Raw genomic sequence first — 22357 nt, 5'->3', positions numbered from 1 at the left:
CGGAAGAATCCGCTTCGCCGTCACGTCGCTTCGGCAGGGGGCCGCGGGATTGGCGGTACGTCTCACGGCCGCCGCTGCGCGCGCCCGACCCGCTTCCGAGTCCGCTGCGGCCGGGCGGGGTTCGGTCTCCTCCTCGCTCGCGTGCCGGCCGCGCAACGGAAACGGGGGCCGGCCCGGCCAGCCCCCGTTCGGGGAGAAGAGGATCAGCGGCGATGAGCGCCGCGCGGACGCGTCAGCGGTCGGCGCGCGCCGGGAAGATCTCGTACGGCAGGACGCCGGGGAGGTTCTCGGGGCGAACGGTGGAGACGTAGGCGAGGAACGGCTGGTCGCCCGTGATCTGGAACCAGGCGCCGCCGGCCTCGCAGACGGGAAGGCCCTCCAGCGACAGGGCGTTGAACTGGACGAGGGACTGCGCCGGAACCGTGTACTCCTGCTCCGGGCTGCTGCCGCCGGGACCGCCGAGCATGCGGAGCGCGGACACGTGGAACGTCGCGGCTTCGGTTCCGGCGTTGAAGAGGGTGAGGTTCACGCGGCGGCGCGCTTCGGGGCCGCTCGCGCACTCGAGCGCCGAGAGAGAGACGTCGCCGGCGACGGCCGTCGAACCGGCGGGAAAGAGCTCGGTGAAGACGGGCAGCTCCACGCGGCCGAGCGACTCGGGGACCTTCGGAAGCCCTTCGGGAACCGTCTCGAGCCGCTCGAGGGTGGCGCGCAGGGCGACGCGGCGCGGGGCGCGCAGGGAGAGCATCTGGACGGCCTGGCCCGAGCGCAGCGAGCGGGAATCGAGGATGCCGGAGGAATGGGACTCGAGCGTGACCGGATCCGGTGTCTCGTGCTCGCCGAGCGCGTCCCACGCCCCGACGTACGTGACCGCCGCAACGCTGTCGGTGTTGTTGAATGCGGTCAGCGTGCTCGCGAGGGAGTACGTGGCACCGGGCGCGGAGAAGCCAGGGAGCCAGACCGTCACCTCGGGAAGCGGGGCCACGGTGAAGGCACCTTCCCCGATCTTCTCCACCGGCATGAGGGTTCGGGTGCGCATCACCTCGACCGTGTAGCTCCCGGCGGCGAGGTCGCCGGCGGAAACGTCGAGGCTCCAGGGAGTGATGACCGCAGTGCAGGACGCGGAGTAGCCCGAGTAGTTGAACGTGACGCTGAGGAGCGTGCCCTCCTGCACCAGGCTCGTGCGCGCGGCCTCGGGAATGCACCCGTCGGGCCACAGCCCCGAGAGCTTCAGGACGACGGAGTCGCCCGGCGCCGGGCTGGCGGGGGCGGTCGCCACGTCCACGGTCGGGTACGTCTGCGCGGAGGCCGGCGCGGCGAAGGACGCAGTGAGGGAGAGGAGGAGGACCGGGAGGATCGTGTGCTGTTTCATGCAATCACCTTCCGCACCGGAGTGCACGATCCCGGGCGGGGCTCACGCACGAACATTCCGCGTGGGATCGGGCCTCGCCGCGTCATTCCCCTTGCTCGGAGGCTCTTTGCGCGCTGTGGCAGGATCGTCACGTGGATTCTGAAGGGGTGGTCTCCGACGGCGATCTCGTCGCCCGCATCCTCGCGGGAGAGGAAGAGCTGTTCGCGGTTCTCGTCGACCGCTACAAGCTGCGTCTTTTCCGGTTCGTCTCGCGGTACCTCTGCGATCCCGAGGACGCCCGCGACGTGACCCAGGAGGTCTTCTTCAAGATCTATTCGGCCCTCGACTCGTACGACCCGCGGTACCGCTTTTCGACCTGGGCCTTCCGGATCGCGGGCAACGCCTCGATCGACCACCTTCGCCGGCGGAGGATCCGGGCGATACCGCTCCAGCTTCCGGCGGACGAAGAGTCCGACGGGCGGAAGATCGACCCGGTGGACGGCAAGCCCGATCCTCTCGAGGAGCTTTCCAGGACCCGGCTCAGGGAAGCGCTCGACCTGGCCATCGAACGTCTACCGGACGACTACCGGGAGCTGATCAGCCTCAGGCACCACGGGGAGCTGGCGTACGAGGAGATTGCCGAGCTGAAGGGGATGCCCCTCGGCACGGTCAAGAACAAGCTCTTCCGGGCCCGGCAGGCCCTTCGAGATCTTTTGCCGAAAGGCACCGTATAGAGAGATCGGGACGATGACGACAAACGCGATCCACACCGACTCCGCCCCGGCCCCGGGCGAACTCGAACGCGACCGGCGGCTCGAAGTTCTTCTGGACGAGCTGGTTACGGTCCCGCAAGGGGATGAGCTCCCGGCCGATTTCGCCTCGCGCGTCCTGGATCGTCGGCCGTTCGCGCCCTGGGAGGTTTCCCGGGCTGCGTACTGGAGGCTGCCGGCCGGAATCGGCCTCGGGCTCCTGGCCGGGAGTCTCGGACTGGCCTTGACGCCCCTCTGGAGCCTCGGCCCCGGGACGGCGTTCACGGTCTGGGCCGAGCTCGTGGCCGTTGCTTTCGGCCGGCCCGCGGCAACTCTCGTCGCGGCACTGCCCCTTCTGGCCGAGGGAACCGGGCGCGCGGCGCAGGAAGTGCCCCGGAGCGCCGTCGCTCTCATTGGCGCGGTGGCTGTCGGGACGGCTCTCTCACTCGGGATGGCGCTCGTCCGCCTTCGGCGACCAGCGTCCGCCGTCGCCCCCCGCCAGGGCTGAGCCGGGGCCAGAGATGGCCCGGCGGCTTCTGCTCCTCGTCAGCGTCGCACTCCTCGCCGCCTCCTCGCAGGCGTGGGCGCAGAAGGCGTCCGTGGTCAGGGTCGGGGAGGTCCACGGGGGCGATCTCGTCGTCCTGGGCCGGGACGCGGTGGTGGAAGGCGTCCTCGCGGGGACTCTCGTGGCCATCGGCGGGACCGTCCGGGTGGCGGGCAGGGTGGAGAAGGACGTCATCGCTTTCGGCGGAGACGTCGTTCTCGAGTCCGGAGCCCAGGTCCGGGGCGACCTCCTCGCGGTCGGGGGAGTCGTTCGGTCCGCCGACGACCCCCGCCGGGCCGTCGGAGGTCGTGTCCTCACCATCGGCGAGCTGGAGGCGGCTTTCGCAGCAGAGCTCCAGACCTCGCCGCTGGCGGCGAGGCCGGCGAGCGGGCTCCTCCTCGCGTTCCGGCTCGTCCTCCTCGGTCTCTGGCTCGTCGTCGGTCTCGTCCTCATTCGCTTCGCTCCCCGCCCCGTCTCGGCCGCCGCCGGGTCCCTGCCACGGCGCCTGGCGACGATGGCGGCCATCGGCGCCGCAGGGGTCCTGTCGTCGCTGCTGGTCTCGGCGTTCCTTCTCCTCGTCCTGCCGGCGACGGCGGGCCTCGTTCTCTCGGCACTCCTTCTGGCGATCCTGGGATCCGCCAAGGCGTTCGGCCTCGCGGCGGTCTTCGTGGCCCTCGGTCGGCGCCTCACGCGCGGAGCGACACGGGGGAGCCCGTTCTTCGGCGACCCGGCGGCGCTCGCGGTCGGACTCACGCTCCTCGGCGTTCTCTCGCTCGTTCCGGTCGCAGGGCCGTTCGTCTGGGCGGTCGCGTCGCTCCTCGGCATCGGCGCCTCGCTCGTCGCCGTGACGCGCAGAGATGCGTTGAAGCCGGTTTTTGAGGGGCTCTCCTCCCCCTGATACGCTTCGGCGCCCGGTGCCGCCTCCGACGCGGACCGGATGAGGAGTCGACATGCCGATCGCGCGCATCGGAGTCATCGGAGCGGGTCAGATGGGGGCGGGAATCGCCCACGTCGCCGCGCTCGCGGGCAAGGACGTCGTCCTGGCGGACGTCTCCGCGGACCTGGCCGGCAAGGGGCTCGCCGTCGTCCGGAAGAACCTCGCGCGCCAGGTGGAGAAGGGGAAGGTCGGGTCCGAGGCCGCCGATGCGGCCCTCGCGCGGATCGTCCCGTCCGGCGACGTCGCCGACTTCGCCCAGGCCGACCTCGTCGTCGAGGCGATCGTCGAGGACGAGAGGGTCAAGCGCGATCTCTACGCCCGCCTCGACGCGATCCTGAAGCCGGAGGCCATCCTGGCCTCGAACACGTCGTCGATCTCGATCACGCGCCTCGCGGCCGCGACGAAGCGCCCCGGGAACGTCATCGGGATGCACTTCATGAACCCGGTCCCGGTCATGCAGCTCGTCGAGGTGATCCGCGGCATCGCGACGTCGGACGAGACCGCGGCGGCCGTCGTCGCCGCCGCGAAGGAGATGGGCAAGGTCCCGGTGGAGTGCCGCGACTTTCCCGGCTTCGTCTCGAACCGGGTCCTCATGCCGTTGATCAACGAGGCGGTCTTCGCCGTGCACGAAGGCGTGGCCACGCCCGAGGCCGTCGACACCATCATGAAGCTCGGGATGAACCACCCGATGGGGCCGCTCACGCTCGCCGACTTCATCGGCCTCGATACCTGCCTGGCGATCCTGAGGGTCCTGCACCGCGGCCTCGGGGACGACAAGTACCGCCCGTGCCCTCTCCTCGTCCAGATGGTCGACGCCGGCTGGATCGGCAAGAAGGCCGGGCGCGGGTTCTACCGCTACGCGGGACCTGGCGGGGAGAAGGTCCCGGCTTGATCTGCCAGGTCTGCGGTGCGGCGAACGACCTCGACCAGGAGTTCTGCCGGAAGTGCCAGAACAAGCTCCTCGTCGTCTCCGGGTCGAGCGAGACGTACGACGAGGGACCTTCGGGAGAGGGGATCTCCCTCGACGAGCACCTCCTCGAGCGCGTCTCCGTCCTCGAGGAGATCGTCAAGCGGAGTGCCGAGACGCTGAAGGCCCTCCTCGAAGGGTTCCACCGGCAGGAGAAGAACGGCTTCGTCATCCAGACGGGCCTCCTCGCCCTCAAGGACCTCCTCGAGCGGAAGGGGCTTCTCGTCGAGCAGGAGTTCGTCGAGCTCTGGGAAGGGCGCGTCGACCAGCACATGACCGTCCTCGAGAAGCGCGAGCGCTTCCTCGAACGCAAGGAGCGGATTCTCGCCGAGCACAAGGGGGCCGGCCGCGAGAGGCTCGCCGACCTCCTCGGGGAGGCCGAGCTCGCCTTCTTCGCGCTCGATCCCGACAAGGCGATGGCGATCCTGGAAGATGCGTGGAAGCTCGATCGCCGGAATGCGGAGCTGGCCTTCTTCCTGGGCGAGAGCTGGTTCAACGACGGAGAGGCGGGCAAGGCGGCGCCGGCACTGAAGCTCGTCCTGGAGCGTCGGCCGCAGCACTTCGAGGCCCTCGTCTACTCGGGCGTCCTCGAGAACGACATGGGGCGCCCGGAGAAGGCCGTCGATTTCCTCAAGCGGGCGATCGCCCTCAGGCCGGATGCGTTCCTTCCGGCCTTCGCGCTCGGAGCGATCCACGCCGGCGCGGGCCAGCTGGCAAAGGCCGAGGCGCTCCTGAAGCGGGCGGTCCAGATCGAGGAGAACGCGCAGGCGCTCTCCCTTCTCGGGACGATCGCCTACGAGCGGGGCCGCCTGAGGGACGCCATCGACGCGCTCCAGCGGGCGGTCAAGCTCGACCCGGACGACGAGGACGGCCTGTTCCAGCTCGGACTCTGCTACCTCGACCGGGGGTGGACCCAGAAGGCGGCCGAGCGGTTCCAGGCGGCTCTCGAGCTGAACCCGAACCGGATCGAGCTGCAGGAAGCCAGGAAGCTCCTCGGTCCTGCCGGAGCCGGAATGCTTCGTGGGCTGACCGGCGCGGCCGCCGAAAGGGCCGGGCGGGCAGCCGCGCTGGCCTCGAGAGACCCGCAGAAGGCGCTCGCCCTCTACCGGAGGGCGATGAAGGCAGACCCCGAGAACCCGACCCTCCAGATCGCCTTCGCGCTCGTCTGCTCCGCCGTCGGGCGGACGGTCGAGGCGGTGGCAACGACGCGCCGTGTCCTCGCACTCAAGCCCGAAGAGCCGGTCGCCGCGGCCGCCTGGGCAACTCTTCTCGAAGCGCTCCGCGCGGAAGGTAAGTTCCGGGAAGGAACGCAGGTGGCGGGGGAGATGCTCGAGGTCGTCACGTCGAACTACGCGCGCTCCATCGGCTACTTCCAGCGGGCCGCGGCCCGCGCCGAGATGGGAGAGCAGCTGGACGAGGCGCTCGAGGACGCCGAGAGGGCCCTGCGCCTCTCGCCCCGCGACATGAGGCAGTTCCCCCTGGCGGCCAAGGGCTGGGTGCACTACAAGCGCAAGGAATTCACCCGCGCGGTGGAGTGCCTGTCCCGCGCCGCCGAGCTGGGGGAGACCCCGACCGGCCTCGCCCACCTCGGGCTCGCGTACCTCGCCGTCGGCGACGCCAGGGCGGCGCGCAAGGCCTTCGACCGTGCCAAACGCCGGGGAGGGCGGTCGACCGAACGGCACGGTGGGCTGGAAGCCCGGATGCTCGAGCAGATCCGGCGGAACCTGCAGCTGACCGAGAAGGTCTCGAGCCGCCCGGGGCGGCGCAAGAGTCGGTCGGGCTGAGGCCACGAGTCGCCGGTGGACAGGCGTGGCGGCCCCGCTCAGCGCCACTCTCGTCCGTCTCCGATTCCCTCTCCGATTTCCCTTGACAGGCCTCATGGGGTCTTCCCAGAATCGCGTCGGAGAAAACATACCGAGTGTTCGGTATTTTGATGAGCGGGATTCGCGGACGGGATCCGGCGACACTTCTCGAGAGAGCGGTGCCCGGAGGTCTTCGCGTCCCGTCGTTCTCGCCTTGCGGATTGAGGCTTTTCTGACTGAGGGCGCGAAGTCGCCCGGGAGGAACGAGATGACGAGGCTGACCCGAACCCCCTTCCTGCGTGCCGTCGCCCTCTTCGGGGCCCTGCTCCTGCCGGCGCTGCAGTGGGCCGAGACCGCGTCGGCGCAGACCGCCGACGCGACCGTGGAGATCGCCGTCGTCGACGAGACGGGCGTCGCCCTTCCCGGCGTCTCGGTCGAGCTCAAGCGCGCCGAGACCGGCTTCGCCCGCACGTCCGTGACCTCGACGACCGGTGCGGCGCGCTTCCCGGCCGTCCCTCCGGCGGCGGGCTACACCGCTCGGGTTGCCCTCCAGGGCTTCGAGCCGGTGGAGCAGGCGCTGACGCTCCGGATCGGCCAGACGGCCAGGGTCAAGGTCGTCCTCCGCGCGAAGGCGATCGCCGAGTCGGTGACCGTGATCGGCGAGGCCCCCCTCGTCGACGTCTACAAGATCGACTCCTCCACGAACATCATCCCGGAGCAGATCAAGGCCCTGCCGGTGGCCAACCGCGAGTTCGAGAAGCTCGCCTTCATCGCTCCCGGCGTCCAGCGGGAACGGGGCGAGTTCCGCTTCGTCACCGGCGGTCCGGTCATCGGCTCGGGTGGCAACGCCAGCCAGTCGACGATCCTCGTCGACGGCGTCGACTACACCGACCCCGCCCTCGGGCTCGCCAAGACACGCGTCTCCCAGGACGCCATCGCGGAGTTCCGCGTCGTCAACTCCCGGTTCGACGCCGAGGTCGGCGGATCGGCCGGTGGAGCCCTGACGGTCCTCACGAAGACCGGCACGAACGAGGTCAAGGGCTCGCTCTTCGCGTACTACCGCGACGCGTCCATGCGTGCGCAGGGAGCTCTCGAGCAGGATTCCAGCGTCGACTTCCGACGCGGCCAGTACGGGCTTTCGCTCGGCGGACCGATCGTGAAGGACAGGACCCACTTTTTCCTGTCGGGCGAGTACGTCGACGAGGTGAGGCCCACGCTCTTCCGGCCCCAGGGCGCCTTCGTGGGCCTGGCCGCCGACCTCGAGGTGCCCACCGACCAGATCCTCGCCTTCGGCTCGATCACGCACGGCCTCACCGAATCGCAGTCGCTGCTCCTCAAGGCCGACTACGAGCGGTACCGCCTCGAGAACTTCCGCGTCGGGGGCGTCCAGGACGCTTCCTACGGGCAGGAGCTCCAGCGCGACAACTACAACTTCACCGCGGGCCACACCGCGGTCCTCGGAGCCTCCACCACGAACGAGCTCCGCGCCCAGTACGGCAGCCGGAAGTACTTCGAGCCGACGAACTCCGATGCCGTCGCCGACTGGTTCTCCAACGGCATCACGCTCAAGACCGGCGGCAACATCCTCGGCGACCTCCTCGGCGAGGGAGACCAGTTCGAGATCCGGGACACGCTCTACTTCCACCTCACCGGCAGGAGCGGCACGCACGACGTCAAGGTCGGCGCCGGCTGGCAGCACGTCAAGGACCGCTCGATCATCGACACGTACGCGACGGGCCTCTTCCTCTGGGCCACCGACACGAAGGCCCTTCCGATCGCCTACGGCTACGGTGTCGGCTCCAGCGACGTGACGGTCACGACGGACCGGATCGCGGCCTTCGTCCAGGACGACTGGCGGCCGATGTCGAACCTGACGGTGAGCCTCGGCCTCCGCTACGACATCGACACCAACGGGAACAACACCGGCTTCACGCACGCGCTCGTTACCGAGCCCCGCGAGAGGGACACGAACAACTTCCAGCCGCGCATCGGCCTCTCCTGGGACGTCACGAAGACCGGGCAGTTCGTCGGACGAGCCGGCTGGGGTCTCTTCGTCGGCCGCAACCTCCTCGTCCCGTCCTTCACCGAGCTGCAGCAGAACGGCGAGACCGGCCGCAAGCTCTACACGCGCGTGAACGGCCTCCTCTACGGCCTCCCGGCCTTCGCCCTCGACCCGAACAACCCGACGACGACGGGCATTCCGCTCCCGATCGACATCACGCTTCTCGACGACACGGTCGTCGCCCCGGAAGCGAGCCAGTTCAGCGCGGGCCTGACCTCCCGGCTCTGGCAGACCGGCCTCTACCTCGACGTCGAGGGCGTCTGGGTGAAGGGCGACAAGGAGCTCATCGTCCACGACGTCAACTGGAACGGGAACGCGAACCCGACCCGCCCGCTGAAGCAGTACAACCAGGTGAACGTCTACTCCAACGACGGCGAGTCCGACTACAAGGCGCTCACCTTCTCCCTGAACGGAAACCTCAAGGGCGGCCACCTCGTCATGGGCTCCGTCACCTTCGCGAGCAAGTACAACCGCAACGACGACTTCAGCCCCGAGTTCCCGACGGGGTACCCGAGCGATCCGGCGGATCTCGAGAACGAGTACGGCCGTGCCCGCTCGGCGGAGCGGATGCGTTTCGTCGTCTCCGGCGTCTTCCGCCTTCCGTGGCAGCTCACCCTCGCGCCGATCTTCAACTACGGGACCGGGCAGCCCTGGACCCGCCGCTACGGCTACGACTACAACGGCGACGGCAAGGCGAGCGACCGGATGCCCGGCGTCGATCGCTTCGGGGTGGACGGCCCCCTCTACCGCAGCTTCGACCTGCGCCTCGCGAAGGCCTTTACCCTGGGCTCGGCCGGCAGCCTCGAGCTGATCGTCGAGGGTTTCAACCTCTTCAACACGACGAACTACGACGTCTCCTCGATCGACGGGGCGGAGTTTCTCTCCGGCCCGACGATCGCCAACCCTGCGGCGGTCGCGAGGGCGAACCCGAACTTCGGCAAGCCGAGCGCGACGCTTCCGTCCCGCGAGATCCAGGTCGGCGTGAGGTTCGCCTTCTAGGGTCCACAGCCCTCGTCATGCGTCCGGCGGGCGGGCTCTGGGGCCCGCCGGACTTTCCGCCCCGCGGCCTGCGGGGCGAGGACCGCGGCCTTCGGGCCGGCGGAAGGAGAGGTTCCATCATGAGCATCGAGACAGGACTCGCGGGACGCACCGTGATCGTCACCGGCGCCGCCGCCGGAATCGGCCGGGCCACGGCCCTGCGCTTCGCCAAGGAAGGGGCGAAGGTCGCCGCCTGGGACGTCGCGGACGCGGCGCCCCTCGCCGGGGAGCTGAAGGCCGCGGGGGCGCCCGACGCGTTCGCCGCGAAGGTGAACGTCGCCGACACCGCGTCGGTCGCGGCGGCCGTCGCCGCGGTGATCGATAGATGGGGGCGCGTCGACGTCCTCGTCAACAACGCGGGAATCGTCCGGGACGCCCAGCTCGTCAAGTACAAGGACGGCGCCGTCGTCGCCACGATGACCGACGAGCAGTGGGACGCCGTTCTCGGCGTCAACCTCAAGGGAGTCTTCCTCTGCACCCGTGCCGTGACGCCGCACATGATCGCGGCGGGCGGCGGCGTCATCCTCAACGCCTCCTCCGTCGTCGGCCTCTACGGCAACTTCGGACAGACGAACTACGTCGCCACCAAAGCCGGCGTCATCGGCATGACGAAGACCTGGGCGCGCGAGCTGGGGAAGTTCAGGATCCGCGTGAACGCGGTCTGCCCCGGTTTCGTCGCGACCGAGATCCTCAAGGCGATGCCCGCGAAGGTCCTCGAGGGGATGGTGGCCCACACGCCGATCGGCCGCATGGGCGAGCCCGACGACATCGCGAACGCCTACGTCTGGCTCGCGTCCGACCAGGCGACGTTCGTTCACGGCACCGTCCTCTCCGTCGACGGCGGCCTCGTCACGGGGACGTAGGAGGAGGGACGATGGCTCGCTTCGCGCGCATCGTCTCGACCGGGCGGTTCGTGCCGCCGATCGAGGTTCCGAACGCGGCCCTGAAGGCGCGTTGGCCGCAGTTTCCCGACTTCGTCGACAAGATGGAGGCGTCGAGCGGGATCCGGACCCGCTTTTACGCGCCGGAGGAGTGGGCCACGTCCGACGTGGCGCTTCCCGCGGCGCAGCAGGCGATCGAGAGGGCCGGCCTCGTTCCGGAGGACGTCGACCTGATCATCCTCGGCACCGACTCGCCCGACTACGTCACTCCGGCGACGTCGGTCGTCCTCCAGCACAAGCTCGGCGCGAAGAACGCAGGGACGTTCGACGTCGGCTGCGCCTGCGCGTCGTTCCCCACCGGCCTCGCCGCGGCAGCCGGCCTCATCGCGACGAATCCCGCGCTGAAGAACGTCCTCGTCGTCGGCGTCTACCTGATGCACAAGCTCGCCGACCCGAACGATCCGATGGTCTTCTTCTACGGCGACGGCGCCGGCGCGGCGATCCTGACGGCGGGCGACGAGCCCGGGTTCATCAACGCCGCGATGCAGGCCGGCGGCGAATACGCCAAGCACTGGGCCATCTTCGCGGGAGGCACGGCCGAGCCGACGACGGCGGAGAACGTGGCGTCCGGCCGGACGAAGGTGAAGATGGCCGAGCGCTACCCGCCCGAGATCAACCACGAGGGGTGGCCCCGCCTCGCGAGGCGGCTCGCGAAGGAGGGCGGCTTCAGCTTCTCCGACGTCGACCAGATCATCTTCACCCAGGTGCGCAAGCCCTCCATCGACCTCGTCATGGAAGACCTCGGGATCCCGGTCGAGAAGGCCCACACGATCATGGAGAAGTGGGGCTACACCGGCTCGGCCTGCATCCCGATGGCGCTCGACGACGCCCTCGAGCTGGGGAAGGTGAAAAAGGGCGACCTCGTCGTCATGATCGGCTCCGGCGTCGGGTACAACCAGGCCGGCGTCGCGTTCCGGATGACCTGAAGCCCGCCGACCGCGGCTCGGAGATACGCATGACTCGACCCGTGAAGATCCTCCTCGCCGCGGTCCTCTTCCTCGTGCTGGCGGGAATCGTCGTCTTCCTCATAGCCCGGATGAGGCCGCTGGCCATGTACGCGGCGTCCGGAAGGCGGGCGCTCCTCTCGGCGGGGCTTTCGAAGTCGGCGATCGCCTCGCCGGTCGGCCCGCAGACCGTCTTCAAGGGCGGAAGCGGTCCGGTCCTCGTCCTCCTCCACGGCGCGGGCGACCAGGCCGCGGGCTGGTCGATCGTCGCGCCGAAGCTCCTGACGGGGCGGACGCTCGTCATTCCCGACCTCGCGGGCCACGGCGACAGCGCGCCCGGGAAGGGGCCGCTGCCGGTCGAAACGCTCCTTTCGGGTCTCTCGGCGGTCCTCGACGAGGCGGCACCGACGGAGCGGGTGACGATCGTCGGCAACTCGCTCGGCGCCTGGCTCGCCTGCCTCTGGGCGAAGGAGCACCCGGAACGCGTCGAGCGGATCGTCCTCGTCAATGGCGGCCCGCTGAAGCACGTCGCCGAAGGGCTGACGCTCCAGCCGAAGGACCGGGCCGAAGCGCGAGAGACGGTCGATGCGCTGCGTGACCCCGGCTCGATTCGCGTTCCCGACTTCGTCCTCGACGACGTGGTGCGCGAGGCCGCGAAGGGGCCGATCGCCCGGCTGGCCGCCGCGAGCGACGGCATGGAGAAGTTCGTCCTCGAGGGGCGCCTCGGCGAGCTGACCATTCCGGTCGACATACTCTGGGGCGCCTCGGACCGGATGATGCCGCTCTCCTACGCGGAGCGGATGCGCGCGGAGCTGACCCGCGTCCGGCTGACCGCGCTGCCGCGCTGCGGCCACGTCCCGCAGCAGGAGTGCCCGGCGGCCTTCGCCGAGGCTCTTTCGAAGCTGCTCGCCGGGCCTGTCCCGGATGCGGCGGCCACGGGCGTGGAGCCGCAGAGAACGCTGGCGACGGGTCCTGCGACGCCCGTGCCGGAGACCGTTCCGTGATCCATGCCGACGTCCTCGGGGAGCGTTCCCGACTCTCGCCCGGGAAGACGGCGCTGGTCTTCGTCCCGACCGGGGAGCGCTTCACGTACGGGGAGCTGAATCGCCGGGCGGAGAGGGCGGCCGCGCTCCTCAGCGACCGGCTCGGCATCGCGAAGGGAGACCGCGTCGGTCTCCTCGCGCACAATCGCGTCGCGTACGTCGACCTCTTCTTCGCGGCGGCAAAGACGGGCATCGTCCTCGTTCCTCTCGGAACGCGGCTGACCCCGCACGAGCTGGCGTTCATCGCGAAGGATGCGGGCCTTTCGGCCCTCGTCTACGGAGGTGAGTTCGCCGAGACCGTTGCCGCGCTCCGTGTCGAGGCGGATATCCCGCGCCGGGTCGCCCTCGACGCCCCCGCCGCGGCGGGCGACCTCTCGTGGGCCGCCGAGCTCGCCGTCCTTTCCGAGGCGCCCTTCGAGAGGACGCGCTGCGACGGCGAGGATCTCCACGCCCTTCTCTACACGAGCGGGACGACCGGCAAGCCCAAGGGCGTCATGGTGCCGCACCGGATGACGGCGTGGAACGGCTGGAACACCGCGGTCTGCTGGGGCCTGACGGAGAACGACGTCAGCCCCCTCTTCACGCCGCTCTACCACGCGGGCGGACTCGGGGCGTTCCTGGTTCCGATCCTCACTGCGGGCGGAACGGTCGTCCTCCACGCCGGGTTCGAGCCGGCCGAGATCTGGGCGACGGTCGCGGCGGAACGCTGCACGGTGGTCCTCGGCGTCCCGACGATCTGGAAGCTGCTCCTCGAGCACCCGTCCTTCGAAGGCGCCGACCTCTCCTCGATCCGCTGGCTCATCAGCGGCGGCGCGCCGCTCCCGCTCTACCTGATCGACGCGTACCAGAAGCGGGGCATCGTCTTCAAGCAGGGCTACGGCCTCACCGAGGTCGGCGTGAACTGCTTCGCGATGTCCGTCGAGGAGTCGGTCGCGAAGAAGGGCTCGATCGGGCGGCCGCTCATGATGACCGACGCCCGGCTCGTCGACGACGCGGGACGCGAGGTGCCGTCGGGAGAGGTGGGCGAGCTCTGCCTGCGCGGACCGCACGTCTCGAAGGGCTACTGGAACAACCGCACCGCCACGGCCGCCGCGCTCGACGACGACGGGTTTTTCCACACCGGCGACCTCGCGCGCCGAGATGGGGACGGGTTCTTCACGATCGCGGGACGGCGGAAGGACATGCTCATCTCGGGCGGCGTGAACGTCTACCCGGCCGAGATCGAGGGAGAGCTCCTTCTCCACCCGGCCGTCCAGGACGCGGCCGTCGTCGGCGTTCCCGACCCGACCTGGGGGGAGGTCGGCGTCGCGTTCGTCGTGACGCGACCGGGTGCCGCGCTTTCGAAACCCGACCTCCTCGCGTTCGCCGAGGCGCGCCTCGCGCGCTACAAGCTCCCGAGGGAGGTCGTCTTCGTCGACGTCCTCCCCAGGACGGCGTATGGCAAGGTCGTCAAGGCCGAGCTGAGGGACCGGTTCCTCGCGGGACGAGGGGCCTTGTGAACGGGTCGGGCGTCCTCGCCCACCAGGTGGAGGGCCTCGGCGAGCCGCTCCTGCTCCTGAACGGCGGGATGATGAGCTTTTCGGCGTGGGACGAGTTCGTCCCGCCGCTGGCGGAGCGTCACAGGGTCGTCCGCTGCGATTTCCGCGGCCAGCTCCGCTCTCCCGGCGTGTCCCTTTCGGGTTTTCCCGGCCACGTCGAGGACCTCCTCCGCCTCCTCGACCACCTCGGCGTCGGCAGGTGCCACGTCGCCGGGACGAGCTACGGCGCCTTCGCGGGCCTGCACCTCGCGGCCGCGGCCCCGGAGCGGGTGGCGTCGCTCGTCGCGATGACCGTCGCCGATCACGTTTCGGGCGAGATGTGGGCCGAGGCCCGCGAGATGGCCGTCGCCTGCCGCGAGTCGCTCGCCGGCGGCCCGCGCGAGAAGGTCTACGACCTCATCTCGGCCTTCGCCTTCTCCGAGGAGTGGGCGGCCGCGCACGCCCGGGAGCTCGCCTCGCGCCGCGCCCTCGTGACGCATCTCCCGGACGCGTGGTTCGAGGGCCTCGCGTGCCTCCTCGGCGCGCTCGAGGGGCTCGACGTCGCCCCTCTCGTTCCGCGGATCACCTGTCCGGTCCTCGTCCTCCTGGCCGAGGGCGACCGGGCGATGCCGCGCGCCGGCGGAGAAGCCCTCGCCGCCGGGCTCTCGCGAGGCGAGCTGGCCGTCGTCCCCGGAAGCGGCCACGCCCTCGTCGTCGAGAAGCCGCGAGAGACAATCGACCTCCTCCTCGCCTTCCTCGCCCGTCATCCGCTCGCGGGCGAGACTCCGGAGCAACGCACCGAGCGGGACGGAGGAAGCTCGTGAAGCCGATCTACATCGCCGCCTACCAGCAGTCGAAATTCGGAAAGCTCCTCGGGATGACGGTGCCGGAGATTCTCCGGACGGCCGCCGAGGAGACGTGCGCCTCGGTGAAAGCCGAATGCGCGGCGGTCGACGTCGCCACGGTCGGCGCCGTCTGCAACCTGACTCTCAACGAACAGGGTCTCCTCTCGGGCCTTCTCGCCATGACGCCGGGACTCGACGCCAAGCCGATCGAAAGCGTCGAGAACGCCTGCGCGACGGGTGGCCAGGCGATCCTGGCCGTCGCCAGCAAGCTGATGCTCGGGGAAGGGGACGTCGGTCTCGCCGTCGGCTTCGAGAAGATGCGCGACGCCGAGGGGAAGATGGACGGCAAGCTCATCGGAAAGGTCCTCGGCCTCTACTCGCACCCCGACGAGCGCCCCGGGAAGACCTTCGTCTTCCCGCACCTCTTCGCCGAGGTCATGAAGGCCTACATGGACGAGTGGGGCGCGACCGAGGAGGACCTCGCGGCGATCGCCGTCGCCGAGTACGAGAACGCGCGGGAGAACCCGTTCGCGCAGATGCAGAAGAACCAGGTGACCCTCGAGGCGGCCATGAAGATCGAGGGGATCAACCGCTACGTCGTCGAGGGCCTGCCGCTGAAGACGTACGACTGCTCGCAGATCTCCGACGGCTGGGCCGGGATGCTCCTCGCGACGGAAGAGGGGCTCGCCCGCCTCGGCGTCGCGAAGGCCGACTGCGTGCGGCTCGCCGGCTGGGGCCAGGCGACGGACCCGCTCAAGAAGGAAGGGCGCGACGTCCTGCGGCCGAAGGCGGCGCTGGCCGCGATGGCGGCGGCCTACAGGCGGGCGGGCCTTTCGTCCAGCGACGTGAACGTCGCGGAGGTGCACGACTGCTTCAGCGTCATGGGCGCGATCGGCGCCGAGGTGATCGGCAAGGCGGAGACGGGAAAGGGCGCCCGCTACTGGCGGGAGGGGAAGGCGCGGGTCGACGGGGACTGCGGCATCAACACGTCGGGCGGCCTCATCGCGAAGGGACACCCGATCGGAGCGACGGGGATCGCCATGATCGGCTGGTGCGCGTGGCAGCTCCTCGGGAAGGTCCCGAAGGCGCTCCAGGTCCCCGACGCCAGAGCCGCCGCAACGTTCAATATCGGCGGGCCGGTCTGCGCGACGGTCGCGACGGTCCTCACGCCCGCGGGCTGAGGCCGTCCACGGCCTGGCACCGCCTGGTTGCGGCGTTCGACGGGGAGGAGAGCTTCTGATGGGCGATCTTGCGCCTGACCGTGAAGGGTTTCTGCAGGAAGGCGATCACCGGATCCGCTGGGAGTACGTCGGGAAGGGGGACAAGGAGGCGGTCTGTCTCCTGAACGGCCTCGCGATGCACACGCGGGCGTGGTTCGGGGTCCTGCCTCGTCTCCTCGAAAGCTACGACGTCGTTCTCTACGACTACCTCGGGCAGGGGCAGTCCTCCGCGCCCGACGAGCCGTACTCGATCCCGGCGTTCGCGGGCTACCTGCCGAAGATCCTCGACGTCCTGGAAATCGAGAGGGTCCACGCCGTCGGCGTCTCGTACGGGGGCTTCGTCGCGGCGGAGGTGGCGCGCCTCCACCCGGAACGCCTTCACACGCTGACCCTCTCGGGGATCCTCCTCTCGCACGAGGAGCTCTTCTCGATGTACCAGGAGATCTCCCTCCGCTTCTACCGCGGCGGCCCCGAGGTCTTCGAGCTCTACACGCACTACATGTACGAGAAGATCTTCGGCGAGGCGTTCGTCGCCGCCATGAAGGCGAACCTCCCGGTCCTGCGGGCGCGCTTCCACGACCGGTACAAGGACCAGACGCACGCGCTCATCCGGCTCACGCTCGCGCAGGACCCGTTCTTCGAGGCGCTCGACGGGAACCTCGCCGGCTACGCGGCGTTTCCGGGCCCGGTCCTCGTCGTCCCCGGCGCCGAGGACCGGACGATCCCTCCGTGGGTGCAGAAGAAGCTCCTCTCGGTCTTCCGGGACGCGCGCTGGGAGCCGATCGAGGGTTCGGGCCACGTCGTCTACCTCGAGCGGCCCGACGCCTTCTTCTGCGTCCTGCGGAGATTCCTGGAGACGAAGTCGACGTCGTTCTGAATCGCGAAGTCGATCCGGTTCTGAGGGTGGTCGTCCTCAGAGGTCCCCGATCGTGCTGACGAGGCGGGTCCAGAGCTCTCCGCCGCCGAGACCGTTCGTCAGGATCACGATGCCCGTGCCGCGCGAAGGGGAGAGCTGGCTGTAGCAGCGGAAGCCGGTGCTGTTCGCGCCGCTGTGGTGGACGATCTGGCCGCCCGGCGTCTCGTTCAGGCCCCACCCGAGGCCCCAGTGGACGGCGCCGCCGCGCGCTCTCCCGGGCCGCTCGATCGGGTCCCGCGCGTCGGCGCGAACCTGGTGGCGGAGCATCTCGGCGATGAGGACGCGCGCGGGCCCGTAGGGCGCCGCGCTTTCCGGGTCGAGGATGGCGGCGAGGAACCGCGCGTAGTCGGGCGCCGTCGTCACGAGCGAGTAGGCCGCGTTCGCGTGGCGGTAGCGCGCCCTCTCGAGCGGAATCCCGTCGGCCCCGTGGCCGGTCGCGAGCCCGGTGTCGAGGGCCGGGGTCCAGGCGAACGACGTCCGCCCCATCCCGAGCGGGACGAAGAGCGTCCGGCGGGCGTGCTCCTCGAGGGGCGTGCCCGTCACTTTCTCGACCACGCGCTGCAGCTGGTAGATCCCCTCGCCGGAGTAGCCGAAGCGCGAGCCGGGCTCGAAGAGCACGGGCAGCGGCCCGTCCCGCTCCTCTCCCCCCTTCCGCCAGTTCGGCAGTCCGCTCGTGTGGGAGAGGACCATCCGGGGCGTGATCCTCCGAAACTCTTCCTGGGCCGGGACCGGCGGCGGCGCGACGACGTCCGCGAGAGGCCGGTCGAGGTCGATCTTTCCCTCCTCCACGAGCTTCAGGACGGCCCAGGCCAGGAGCGGCTTCGTCATCGACGCCGCCTCGAAGAGCGTCTCGGGCGTGACGGGCGTCCCGGCCTTCGCGTCCGTCACTCCCCAGGCCTTCGTCCAGCCGACCCTCCGGTCCTTCACGAGCGCGATGGAGACACCGGGGACGTGGAGCTCGCGCATCAGGAGAGGGACGAGCCGCTCGATCGTCGCGACCGTCGACTCCCACGAGGGGGCGCGGAGCCAGCCCTCCGGGTCGATGCGCGCAAGCGCGAGCGCGGCGCCGCGGCGGACGTCCTCGTCCCGGTCGGCGAGCGCTTCACGGAGGGTCGGGAGGGCGGCCGAGGCCCCCGGGCCGACGGCGCCGAGCGCGTTCGACGCCGTCCAGCGGACGTTCTCCTTCGGGTCGGCGAGGGCCCGGACGAGGGCCGGCACGGCGTCCCGCGACGTCTCCCCGAGCTTCCCGAGGGCGATGGCCGCCCCTTCGCGGACCTTCTCTCGCCCGTCGCCGAGCGCGCGGACGAGCGCGGGAACACTCGCAGCCCCGACGCGGGCGAGGGCGTCGGCGGCAGCGCCGGCGACGAACGGGTCCGGGTCGGCGAGGGCCGAGGCGAGAGGTTCGACCGCCGCGGCGCCGGCATTCCCGAGCGCGGCCGCGGAGCGCTCCCGGACGGAGCCGTCGGGGTCGGCGAGAGAGGCGACGAGAGCCGCGACGTTCCCGTCAGACGGGACTTGTGCGACGAGCGCAGAGGCCGTGAGAGCCGCGAGGAGCGCGAGGACGGCGAGCGATTCAGCGGCTGAAACGGCGGTGAGAGAGAGGCGAGGCCTCATCGGGCGCTCCCGGTCCTGACCCTCGTGAACGGGGCCGCGTCGTCGAACGCGTCCTCGAACGCGAAGAGGATCGGCAGGCCACCCGTGTGGAGGAAGACGACCGGGACGCCGGGGTCGAGGAGGCCGGCGCGGGCGAGGCCGAAGAGGCCCGCCATCGCCTTGCCGGTATAGACGGGGTCGAGGAGGAGGCCCTCGAGCCGGGCGGAGGTCAGGATCGCCTCGCGGCCGGCCGCGGTTGCGACGCCGTAGTCGCCGCGGAAGGCGTCGTGGCACTCGAGGTCCGGCGCGAAAAGCGGCGGTTCGAGGCCGAGGAGGCGCGCGCTCCCGGCGACGAGCTCCGCGCTTCGCTCGACGATCTGGGAGGCGCTGCGCGAGACGCTGATCCCGACGACCCGCGCGCCCGGGAGGAAGAGGCGGGCGCCGAGGCAGAGGCCGGCGAACGTCCCGCACGACCCGACGGCCGTCACGAGCTGGACCTTCCCGGGGCCGACCTGGGCCGCGAGCTCGCGCATCGCCCGGACGTACCCGAGGGCGCCCGCGGCCGTGCTTCCGCCCAGGGGAACCGCAAAGGGCCGTCGTCCCCCGGCGCGAAGCTCGGCGACCCACGCGTCCATCGCCGCGGCGAGGGAGTCGTTGTCGTCGTCGTCGACGAGGTAGCGGACCTCGGCCCCGTAGACGGCGTCGAGGAGGAGATTGCCCTTTCGCCGCGCGATGTCCGGCCCGCCGAGGACGAGCTTCACGTCGAGCCCGAGCCGGCGTGCCGCGGCCGCCGTCATGGCGGCGTGGTTCGACTGCGTGCCGCCGACCGTGACGACGACGTCGCAGCCCGCGGAGAGGGCGGGGGCGAGGTCGTATTCGAGCTTCCGCGCCTTGTTCCCTCCCATGGCGAGGCCGGTCGCGTCGTCTCGCTTGACGAGGAGCCGCCTGAGGCCGAGGTGCGCCGCGAGGCGGGGGGCCTCCTGCAGCGGCGTGGGAAGGACCGCGAGCGGGACCCGCTCGACCGCGTCGAGAACCGCGCCTATGGAGTTCATCGCCTGCCTTCTCCTTCCGGGGATCTCGTCCTCGCCGCCTTGCGGCACGGCCGGCGCTGGCGGGCTGAAACTGCGCCTTCAGGGCGGCGGAACGACTGCGGCGCGGCCCTCGCGGAGCATCCCGCGCCGGAGGATCTCGGCGATGTCGTGGATGGCCGCCTTCGAGGGCTTGCCGAACTGGTCGGGGACCCGGAAGAGAAGCTCGACGGCGTAGTACTGCAGGAAGATGCGGCTCGCGAGCATGACCGCCGAGAGCGGCTCCACCTCGGGTGCGAGGCGCGCGGCGGGGCCGCCGTGGGCCTGGTCGCGGTGGAGGAACGCCGCGAAGCGGTCCGCCATGCCGGAGTAGAAGCGCTGGATGTGGGTCCCCTGCATCTCGACGACGTCGACGTAGATGAGCGCGATGTGCCGCTGCCACGTCTTCACGCTCTCCTCCGCCGCCTCGGCCAGCTCTTCCAGCCGGTCGGGGAACGCGCCGGAGGCGAGGGCCCGGTTGAAGGGGAAGTCGGGGCGTTCGATGGCGGTCCAGTACTCCGACAGGAGCGTGTCGAAGAGCTCTTCCTTCTCGTGGAAGTGGTGGTAGACGCTGCCGGTGGAGACGCCGGCCGCCCTCGAGATGTCGCGGATGCTCGTTCCGCGGTAGCCCTGTCGCGAGAAGAGGTCGAGCGCCGCTTCGAGGATCTGCGCCCGGCTCCTTTCCGATTTCTCTTCCTGGTCCATCCCGCCTCGCGCCTCGCTCACCCACCGTAGGGGGAGGAATGCGCCGCGTCAAGAGCGCTGACGGGGACGCCAGGCCCTTCCCCACGAAGTCGTCGTCTCGAAGCGAATGTTGGTCCCGCGCGAGGCCCCGTGCCGGTAAAGTCCGAAGATCCGCATGTCCCGCTCGCGCCACCTCCTCCTCCTCGCCGCCGCCGCCCTCGCGGCCGGCGCGGCGCTCAGGGGCGGGATCGCCGTGGTCGAAGCTGTCCTCGAGGGGAAGATCCGGGAGCGGATCGTCGCCGAGGCGGCGGAACGGGGCTTCGCGCTGTCGGTCGGCCGGGTGCGCGTGCGCCTTCCGTTCAGGGCGAGCCTGGCCGATGTCCGGGTGACCGGTCGTGGGACGAGCGCGCGTCTGCCGAGCGTCGAGGTCCGGGTGGGGCTGGTCGGGCTCGGAGCGCTCGGGCACCTGCGCCGGCTCGACCTCGGCGGCCTGACGGCCGAGCTGCCGCAGGGCCTCTCCTTGTCGGTGCCGCCGAGCAGCTGGGACATCTCCCTGTCGGAGGGGATCCTCGCGCTCGAGGGCCGATCAGGCGAAGGGAAGGTCGGTCTCGAGCGGCCGGGGAAGGGCGCGGTTCGCGTTCGCCTCGGGGGTCTCGACCTGACACGGCTCGTCACGCTGCGCCGGGACGGCGTCTGGGTCGGAGACCTCGGCGTCGTGTCGGGCGTCGCCGCCCTGACACAGATCCCGGAGGACGGCCTCGAGATCGAAGCGAACCTGCGCTCTGCCGGCGCGAGGCTCGCGGCGCCTCCCGAGGAGGACGCGCCCGGGATGGAGTCGCTCGGCGAACCGTTCGACGCCGAGGGCTCCGTCTCGGCGAAGCTCTACCGGGACGCCCGCCTGCTCGACGTGGCCTGCGCCTCCGGGGCGGCCGCGGGCCTGAGCGCGCGATCGCGGGTCGTCGCCGCGTGGGCGCCCCGGGACCTCTGGCTCGACCTGGAGACGTCGATCCCGCGCCTCGAGCTCGCGACTCTTCTGGCGGCCTCGGGCCTGGACCTGCCAGCCACCGAGGGCGATCTGGGGAGCGCGGCGCTCGAGGCCCGCGTGACGGGACGGATGCTCGACCCGAAGTCGTTCGTCGTCGAGGAGCGTCTGGATTTTCACCCTCCCTCGAGGTCTCTGCCCGCGCTCGAGCAGTTCCGCGGTCCGTTCCGGCGTTCCATGACGGGGCGCGACGGCCGGAAGGTACTCGTGACGGTCGACCCCGCCAGCCCGGACTTCGTTCCACTCGACGACGTGCCGCCCCTCTTCCTCCGGGCGCTCCTGATCTCCGAGGACGCGAACTTCTGGGGGCACAGCGGGCTCGACCTGGGCGAGGTCCCGGTGGCGATGTCGATCAACTGGGTTCGCGGACAGCGGGCCCGCGGCGCCTCGACGATCACGCAGCAGCTCGCCAAGAACCTGTTTCTCACGCGGGAGCGCAGCTACCGGCGAAAACTCCAGGAGGCGGCCCTCGCCCTCCTGCTCGAGCCGACTCTCGGGAAGCGGCGGATCCTGGAGATCTACCTGAACGTGATCGAGTGGGGGCCGGGTCTGCACGGCCTCGGCCCCGCCGCGCGACACTACTTCGGCAAGAACCCGTCCGAGCTGACACCCCGCGAGAGCGCGTTCCTCGTCTCGCTGATCCCGGGTCCGGTCAAGTACCAGGGCTCGTTCGCCAGCGGCGTCCTCTCGCGCGGGTTCGCGAGGCTCGTGAACGCCTGCCTCCGGCGCCTCCGGTCGGTCGACGCGCTGACGGACGAAGAGCTCGCGGCCGAGCTCGCCGCACCCCTCATCCTCCGCTGGACGCCGCCCGACGCCATCGTCGAACCGCTCGAAGAGCCCGGCGCGAACGAGAGCGAGCTCCTGCCAGGGGAGCCGTCCGACGACGCGCCCGGGAAGCTCCTGGGTCCTGAGGCGGAGGGGCCGCCGGTGCCGCCCGCACCCCAGGTTCCGACAGGCGAGGCGAAGGCGGGATCCCCCGTCGTGACGCCGACGACCGCCCCCACGGCTGCTCCGGCCGCGCTTTCAACACCGCCCGCGCCGGGCAGAGCGGAGGGTGGCTCGAGCGGCGCGGACGGTGCGCCCGACTGAGCCGCCCCT

At 70.6% G+C, this 22357-nt stretch carries 18 protein-coding genes; 14 read left to right on the top strand and 4 right to left on the bottom strand.

Translation table 11 applies throughout. The annotated features are described in order from the left end of the window. Positions 1-232 precede the first annotated feature (232 nt). Positions 233-1369, bottom strand: coding sequence for a hypothetical protein (locus tag IPN03_20830; protein MBK9376096.1), 1137 nt, complete (start codon positions 1367-1369; stop codon positions 233-235). 131 nt (positions 1370-1500) lie between these two features. Here IPN03_20830 and IPN03_20825 point away from each other — a divergent pair, with 131 nt between their 5' ends. The 13 genes from IPN03_20825 (at position 1501) to IPN03_20765 (ending at position 16834) form a co-directional block, all read left to right on the top strand. After that, positions 1501-2082 (top strand): sigma-70 family RNA polymerase sigma factor, encoded by a 582-nt coding sequence (locus IPN03_20825; GenBank protein ID MBK9376095.1) that lies wholly within the window; start codon positions 1501-1503, stop codon positions 2080-2082. Positions 2083-2095: 13 nt separating this feature from the next. Then, positions 2096-2605 (top strand): hypothetical protein, encoded by a 510-nt coding sequence (locus tag IPN03_20820; GenBank protein MBK9376094.1) that lies wholly within the window; start codon positions 2096-2098, stop codon positions 2603-2605. Positions 2606-2618: 13 nt separating this feature from the next. After that, a complete protein-coding gene (locus IPN03_20815; GenBank protein ID MBK9376093.1) occupies positions 2619-3539 on the top strand; it encodes a polymer-forming cytoskeletal protein in 921 nt (306 codons plus the stop codon). Between the two features lie 52 nt (positions 3540-3591). Further along, on the top strand, positions 3592-4470 hold the full coding sequence (locus IPN03_20810) for a 3-hydroxybutyryl-CoA dehydrogenase (GenBank protein MBK9376092.1): 879 nt from the start codon (positions 3592-3594) through the stop codon (positions 4468-4470). Next, positions 4467-6329 (top strand): tetratricopeptide repeat protein, encoded by a 1863-nt coding sequence (locus tag IPN03_20805; GenBank protein ID MBK9376091.1) that lies wholly within the window; start codon positions 4467-4469, stop codon positions 6327-6329. Before IPN03_20810 ends, IPN03_20805 begins: the two co-directional genes overlap by 4 nt. A gap of 286 nt (positions 6330-6615) precedes the next feature. Then, positions 6616-9408: a TonB-dependent receptor gene (locus tag IPN03_20800; GenBank protein MBK9376090.1), complete on the top strand. Its 2793-nt coding sequence runs from the start codon at positions 6616-6618 to the stop codon at positions 9406-9408. Between the two features lie 119 nt (positions 9409-9527). After that, positions 9528-10310, top strand: coding sequence for a 3-oxoacyl-ACP reductase FabG (gene fabG, locus IPN03_20795; GenBank protein MBK9376089.1), 783 nt, complete (start codon positions 9528-9530; stop codon positions 10308-10310). A gap of 11 nt (positions 10311-10321) precedes the next feature. Continuing rightward, complete coding sequence (locus tag IPN03_20790) at positions 10322-11314, top strand: ketoacyl-ACP synthase III (GenBank protein ID MBK9376088.1); 993 nt, start codon at positions 10322-10324, stop codon at positions 11312-11314. Positions 11315-11343: 29 nt separating this feature from the next. Continuing rightward, entirely contained in the window at positions 11344-12336 is a 993-nt protein-coding gene (locus IPN03_20785) for an alpha/beta hydrolase (protein MBK9376087.1), read from the top strand. Next, positions 12333-13874, top strand: coding sequence for a long-chain fatty acid--CoA ligase (locus IPN03_20780; GenBank protein ID MBK9376086.1), 1542 nt, complete (start codon positions 12333-12335; stop codon positions 13872-13874). Before IPN03_20785 ends, IPN03_20780 begins: the two co-directional genes overlap by 4 nt. Continuing rightward, positions 13871-14716, top strand: coding sequence for an alpha/beta fold hydrolase (locus IPN03_20775; protein MBK9376085.1), 846 nt, complete (start codon positions 13871-13873; stop codon positions 14714-14716). The genes IPN03_20780 and IPN03_20775 overlap by 4 nt, the downstream gene beginning before the upstream one ends. Then, positions 14713-15918 (top strand): thiolase family protein, encoded by a 1206-nt coding sequence (locus IPN03_20770; GenBank protein ID MBK9376084.1) that lies wholly within the window; start codon positions 14713-14715, stop codon positions 15916-15918. The genes IPN03_20775 and IPN03_20770 overlap by 4 nt, the downstream gene beginning before the upstream one ends. 58 nt (positions 15919-15976) lie before the next feature. Next, a complete protein-coding gene (locus tag IPN03_20765; GenBank protein MBK9376083.1) occupies positions 15977-16834 on the top strand; it encodes an alpha/beta hydrolase in 858 nt (285 codons plus the stop codon). A 36-nt stretch (positions 16835-16870) separates the two neighbouring features. Here IPN03_20765 and IPN03_20760 read toward each other — a convergent pair whose 3' ends face one another. The 3 genes from IPN03_20760 to IPN03_20750 all read right to left on the bottom strand — a co-directional run bounded on the left by IPN03_20760 (position 16871) and on the right by IPN03_20750 (position 20238). Continuing rightward, positions 16871-18487, bottom strand: coding sequence for a serine hydrolase (locus tag IPN03_20760; protein ID MBK9376082.1), 1617 nt, complete (start codon positions 18485-18487; stop codon positions 16871-16873). Then, entirely contained in the window at positions 18484-19518 is a 1035-nt protein-coding gene (locus IPN03_20755; GenBank protein ID MBK9376081.1) for a D-cysteine desulfhydrase family protein, read from the bottom strand. The genes IPN03_20760 and IPN03_20755 overlap by 4 nt, the downstream gene beginning before the upstream one ends. A gap of 78 nt (positions 19519-19596) precedes the next feature. Continuing rightward, a complete protein-coding gene (locus IPN03_20750; GenBank protein MBK9376080.1) occupies positions 19597-20238 on the bottom strand; it encodes a TetR/AcrR family transcriptional regulator in 642 nt (213 codons plus the stop codon). 154 nt (positions 20239-20392) lie between these two features. Between IPN03_20750 and IPN03_20745 the strand changes: the two genes are divergently transcribed. Beyond that, positions 20393-22348, top strand: coding sequence for a transglycosylase domain-containing protein (locus IPN03_20745; GenBank protein MBK9376079.1), 1956 nt, complete (start codon positions 20393-20395; stop codon positions 22346-22348). The last annotated feature ends 9 nt before the right edge of the window (positions 22349-22357 follow it).

Source organism: Holophagales bacterium, assembly GCA_016719485.1.
Classification (GTDB): Bacteria; Acidobacteriota; Thermoanaerobaculia; order UBA5066; family UBA5066; genus UBA5066.
The sequence above is the reverse complement of the archived record's forward strand: the minus strand, read 5'-3'. Positions and strand labels throughout refer to the sequence as shown.

Bases quoted from the DNA above. Each gene is read 5' to 3' on its own strand.
- IPN03_20790 (MBK9376088.1), top strand. From the start codon at position 10,322: ATGGCTCGCTTCGCGCGCATCGTCTCGACCGGGCGGTTCGTGCCGCCG.
- fabG (MBK9376089.1), top strand. From the start codon at position 9,528: ATGAGCATCGAGACAGGACTCGCGGGACGCACCGTGATCGTCACCGGC.
- IPN03_20755 (MBK9376081.1), bottom strand. From the start codon at position 19,518: ATGAACTCCATAGGCGCGGTTCTCGACGCGGTCGAGCGGGTCCCGCTC.
- IPN03_20800 (MBK9376090.1), top strand. From the start codon at position 6,616: ATGACGAGGCTGACCCGAACCCCCTTCCTGCGTGCCGTCGCCCTCTTC.
- IPN03_20750 (MBK9376080.1), bottom strand. From the start codon at position 20,238: ATGGACCAGGAAGAGAAATCGGAAAGGAGCCGGGCGCAGATCCTCGAA.
- IPN03_20810 (MBK9376092.1), top strand. From the start codon at position 3,592: ATGCCGATCGCGCGCATCGGAGTCATCGGAGCGGGTCAGATGGGGGCG.
- IPN03_20785 (MBK9376087.1), top strand. From the start codon at position 11,344: ATGACTCGACCCGTGAAGATCCTCCTCGCCGCGGTCCTCTTCCTCGTG.
- IPN03_20745 (MBK9376079.1), top strand. From the start codon at position 20,393: ATGTCCCGCTCGCGCCACCTCCTCCTCCTCGCCGCCGCCGCCCTCGCG.
- IPN03_20820 (MBK9376094.1), top strand. From the start codon at position 2,096: ATGACGACAAACGCGATCCACACCGACTCCGCCCCGGCCCCGGGCGAA.
- IPN03_20760 (MBK9376082.1), bottom strand. From the start codon at position 18,487: ATGAGGCCTCGCCTCTCTCTCACCGCCGTTTCAGCCGCTGAATCGCTC.
- IPN03_20830 (MBK9376096.1), bottom strand. From the start codon at position 1,369: ATGAAACAGCACACGATCCTCCCGGTCCTCCTCCTCTCCCTCACTGCG.
- IPN03_20815 (MBK9376093.1), top strand. From the start codon at position 2,619: ATGGCCCGGCGGCTTCTGCTCCTCGTCAGCGTCGCACTCCTCGCCGCC.
- IPN03_20765 (MBK9376083.1), top strand. From the start codon at position 15,977: ATGGGCGATCTTGCGCCTGACCGTGAAGGGTTTCTGCAGGAAGGCGAT.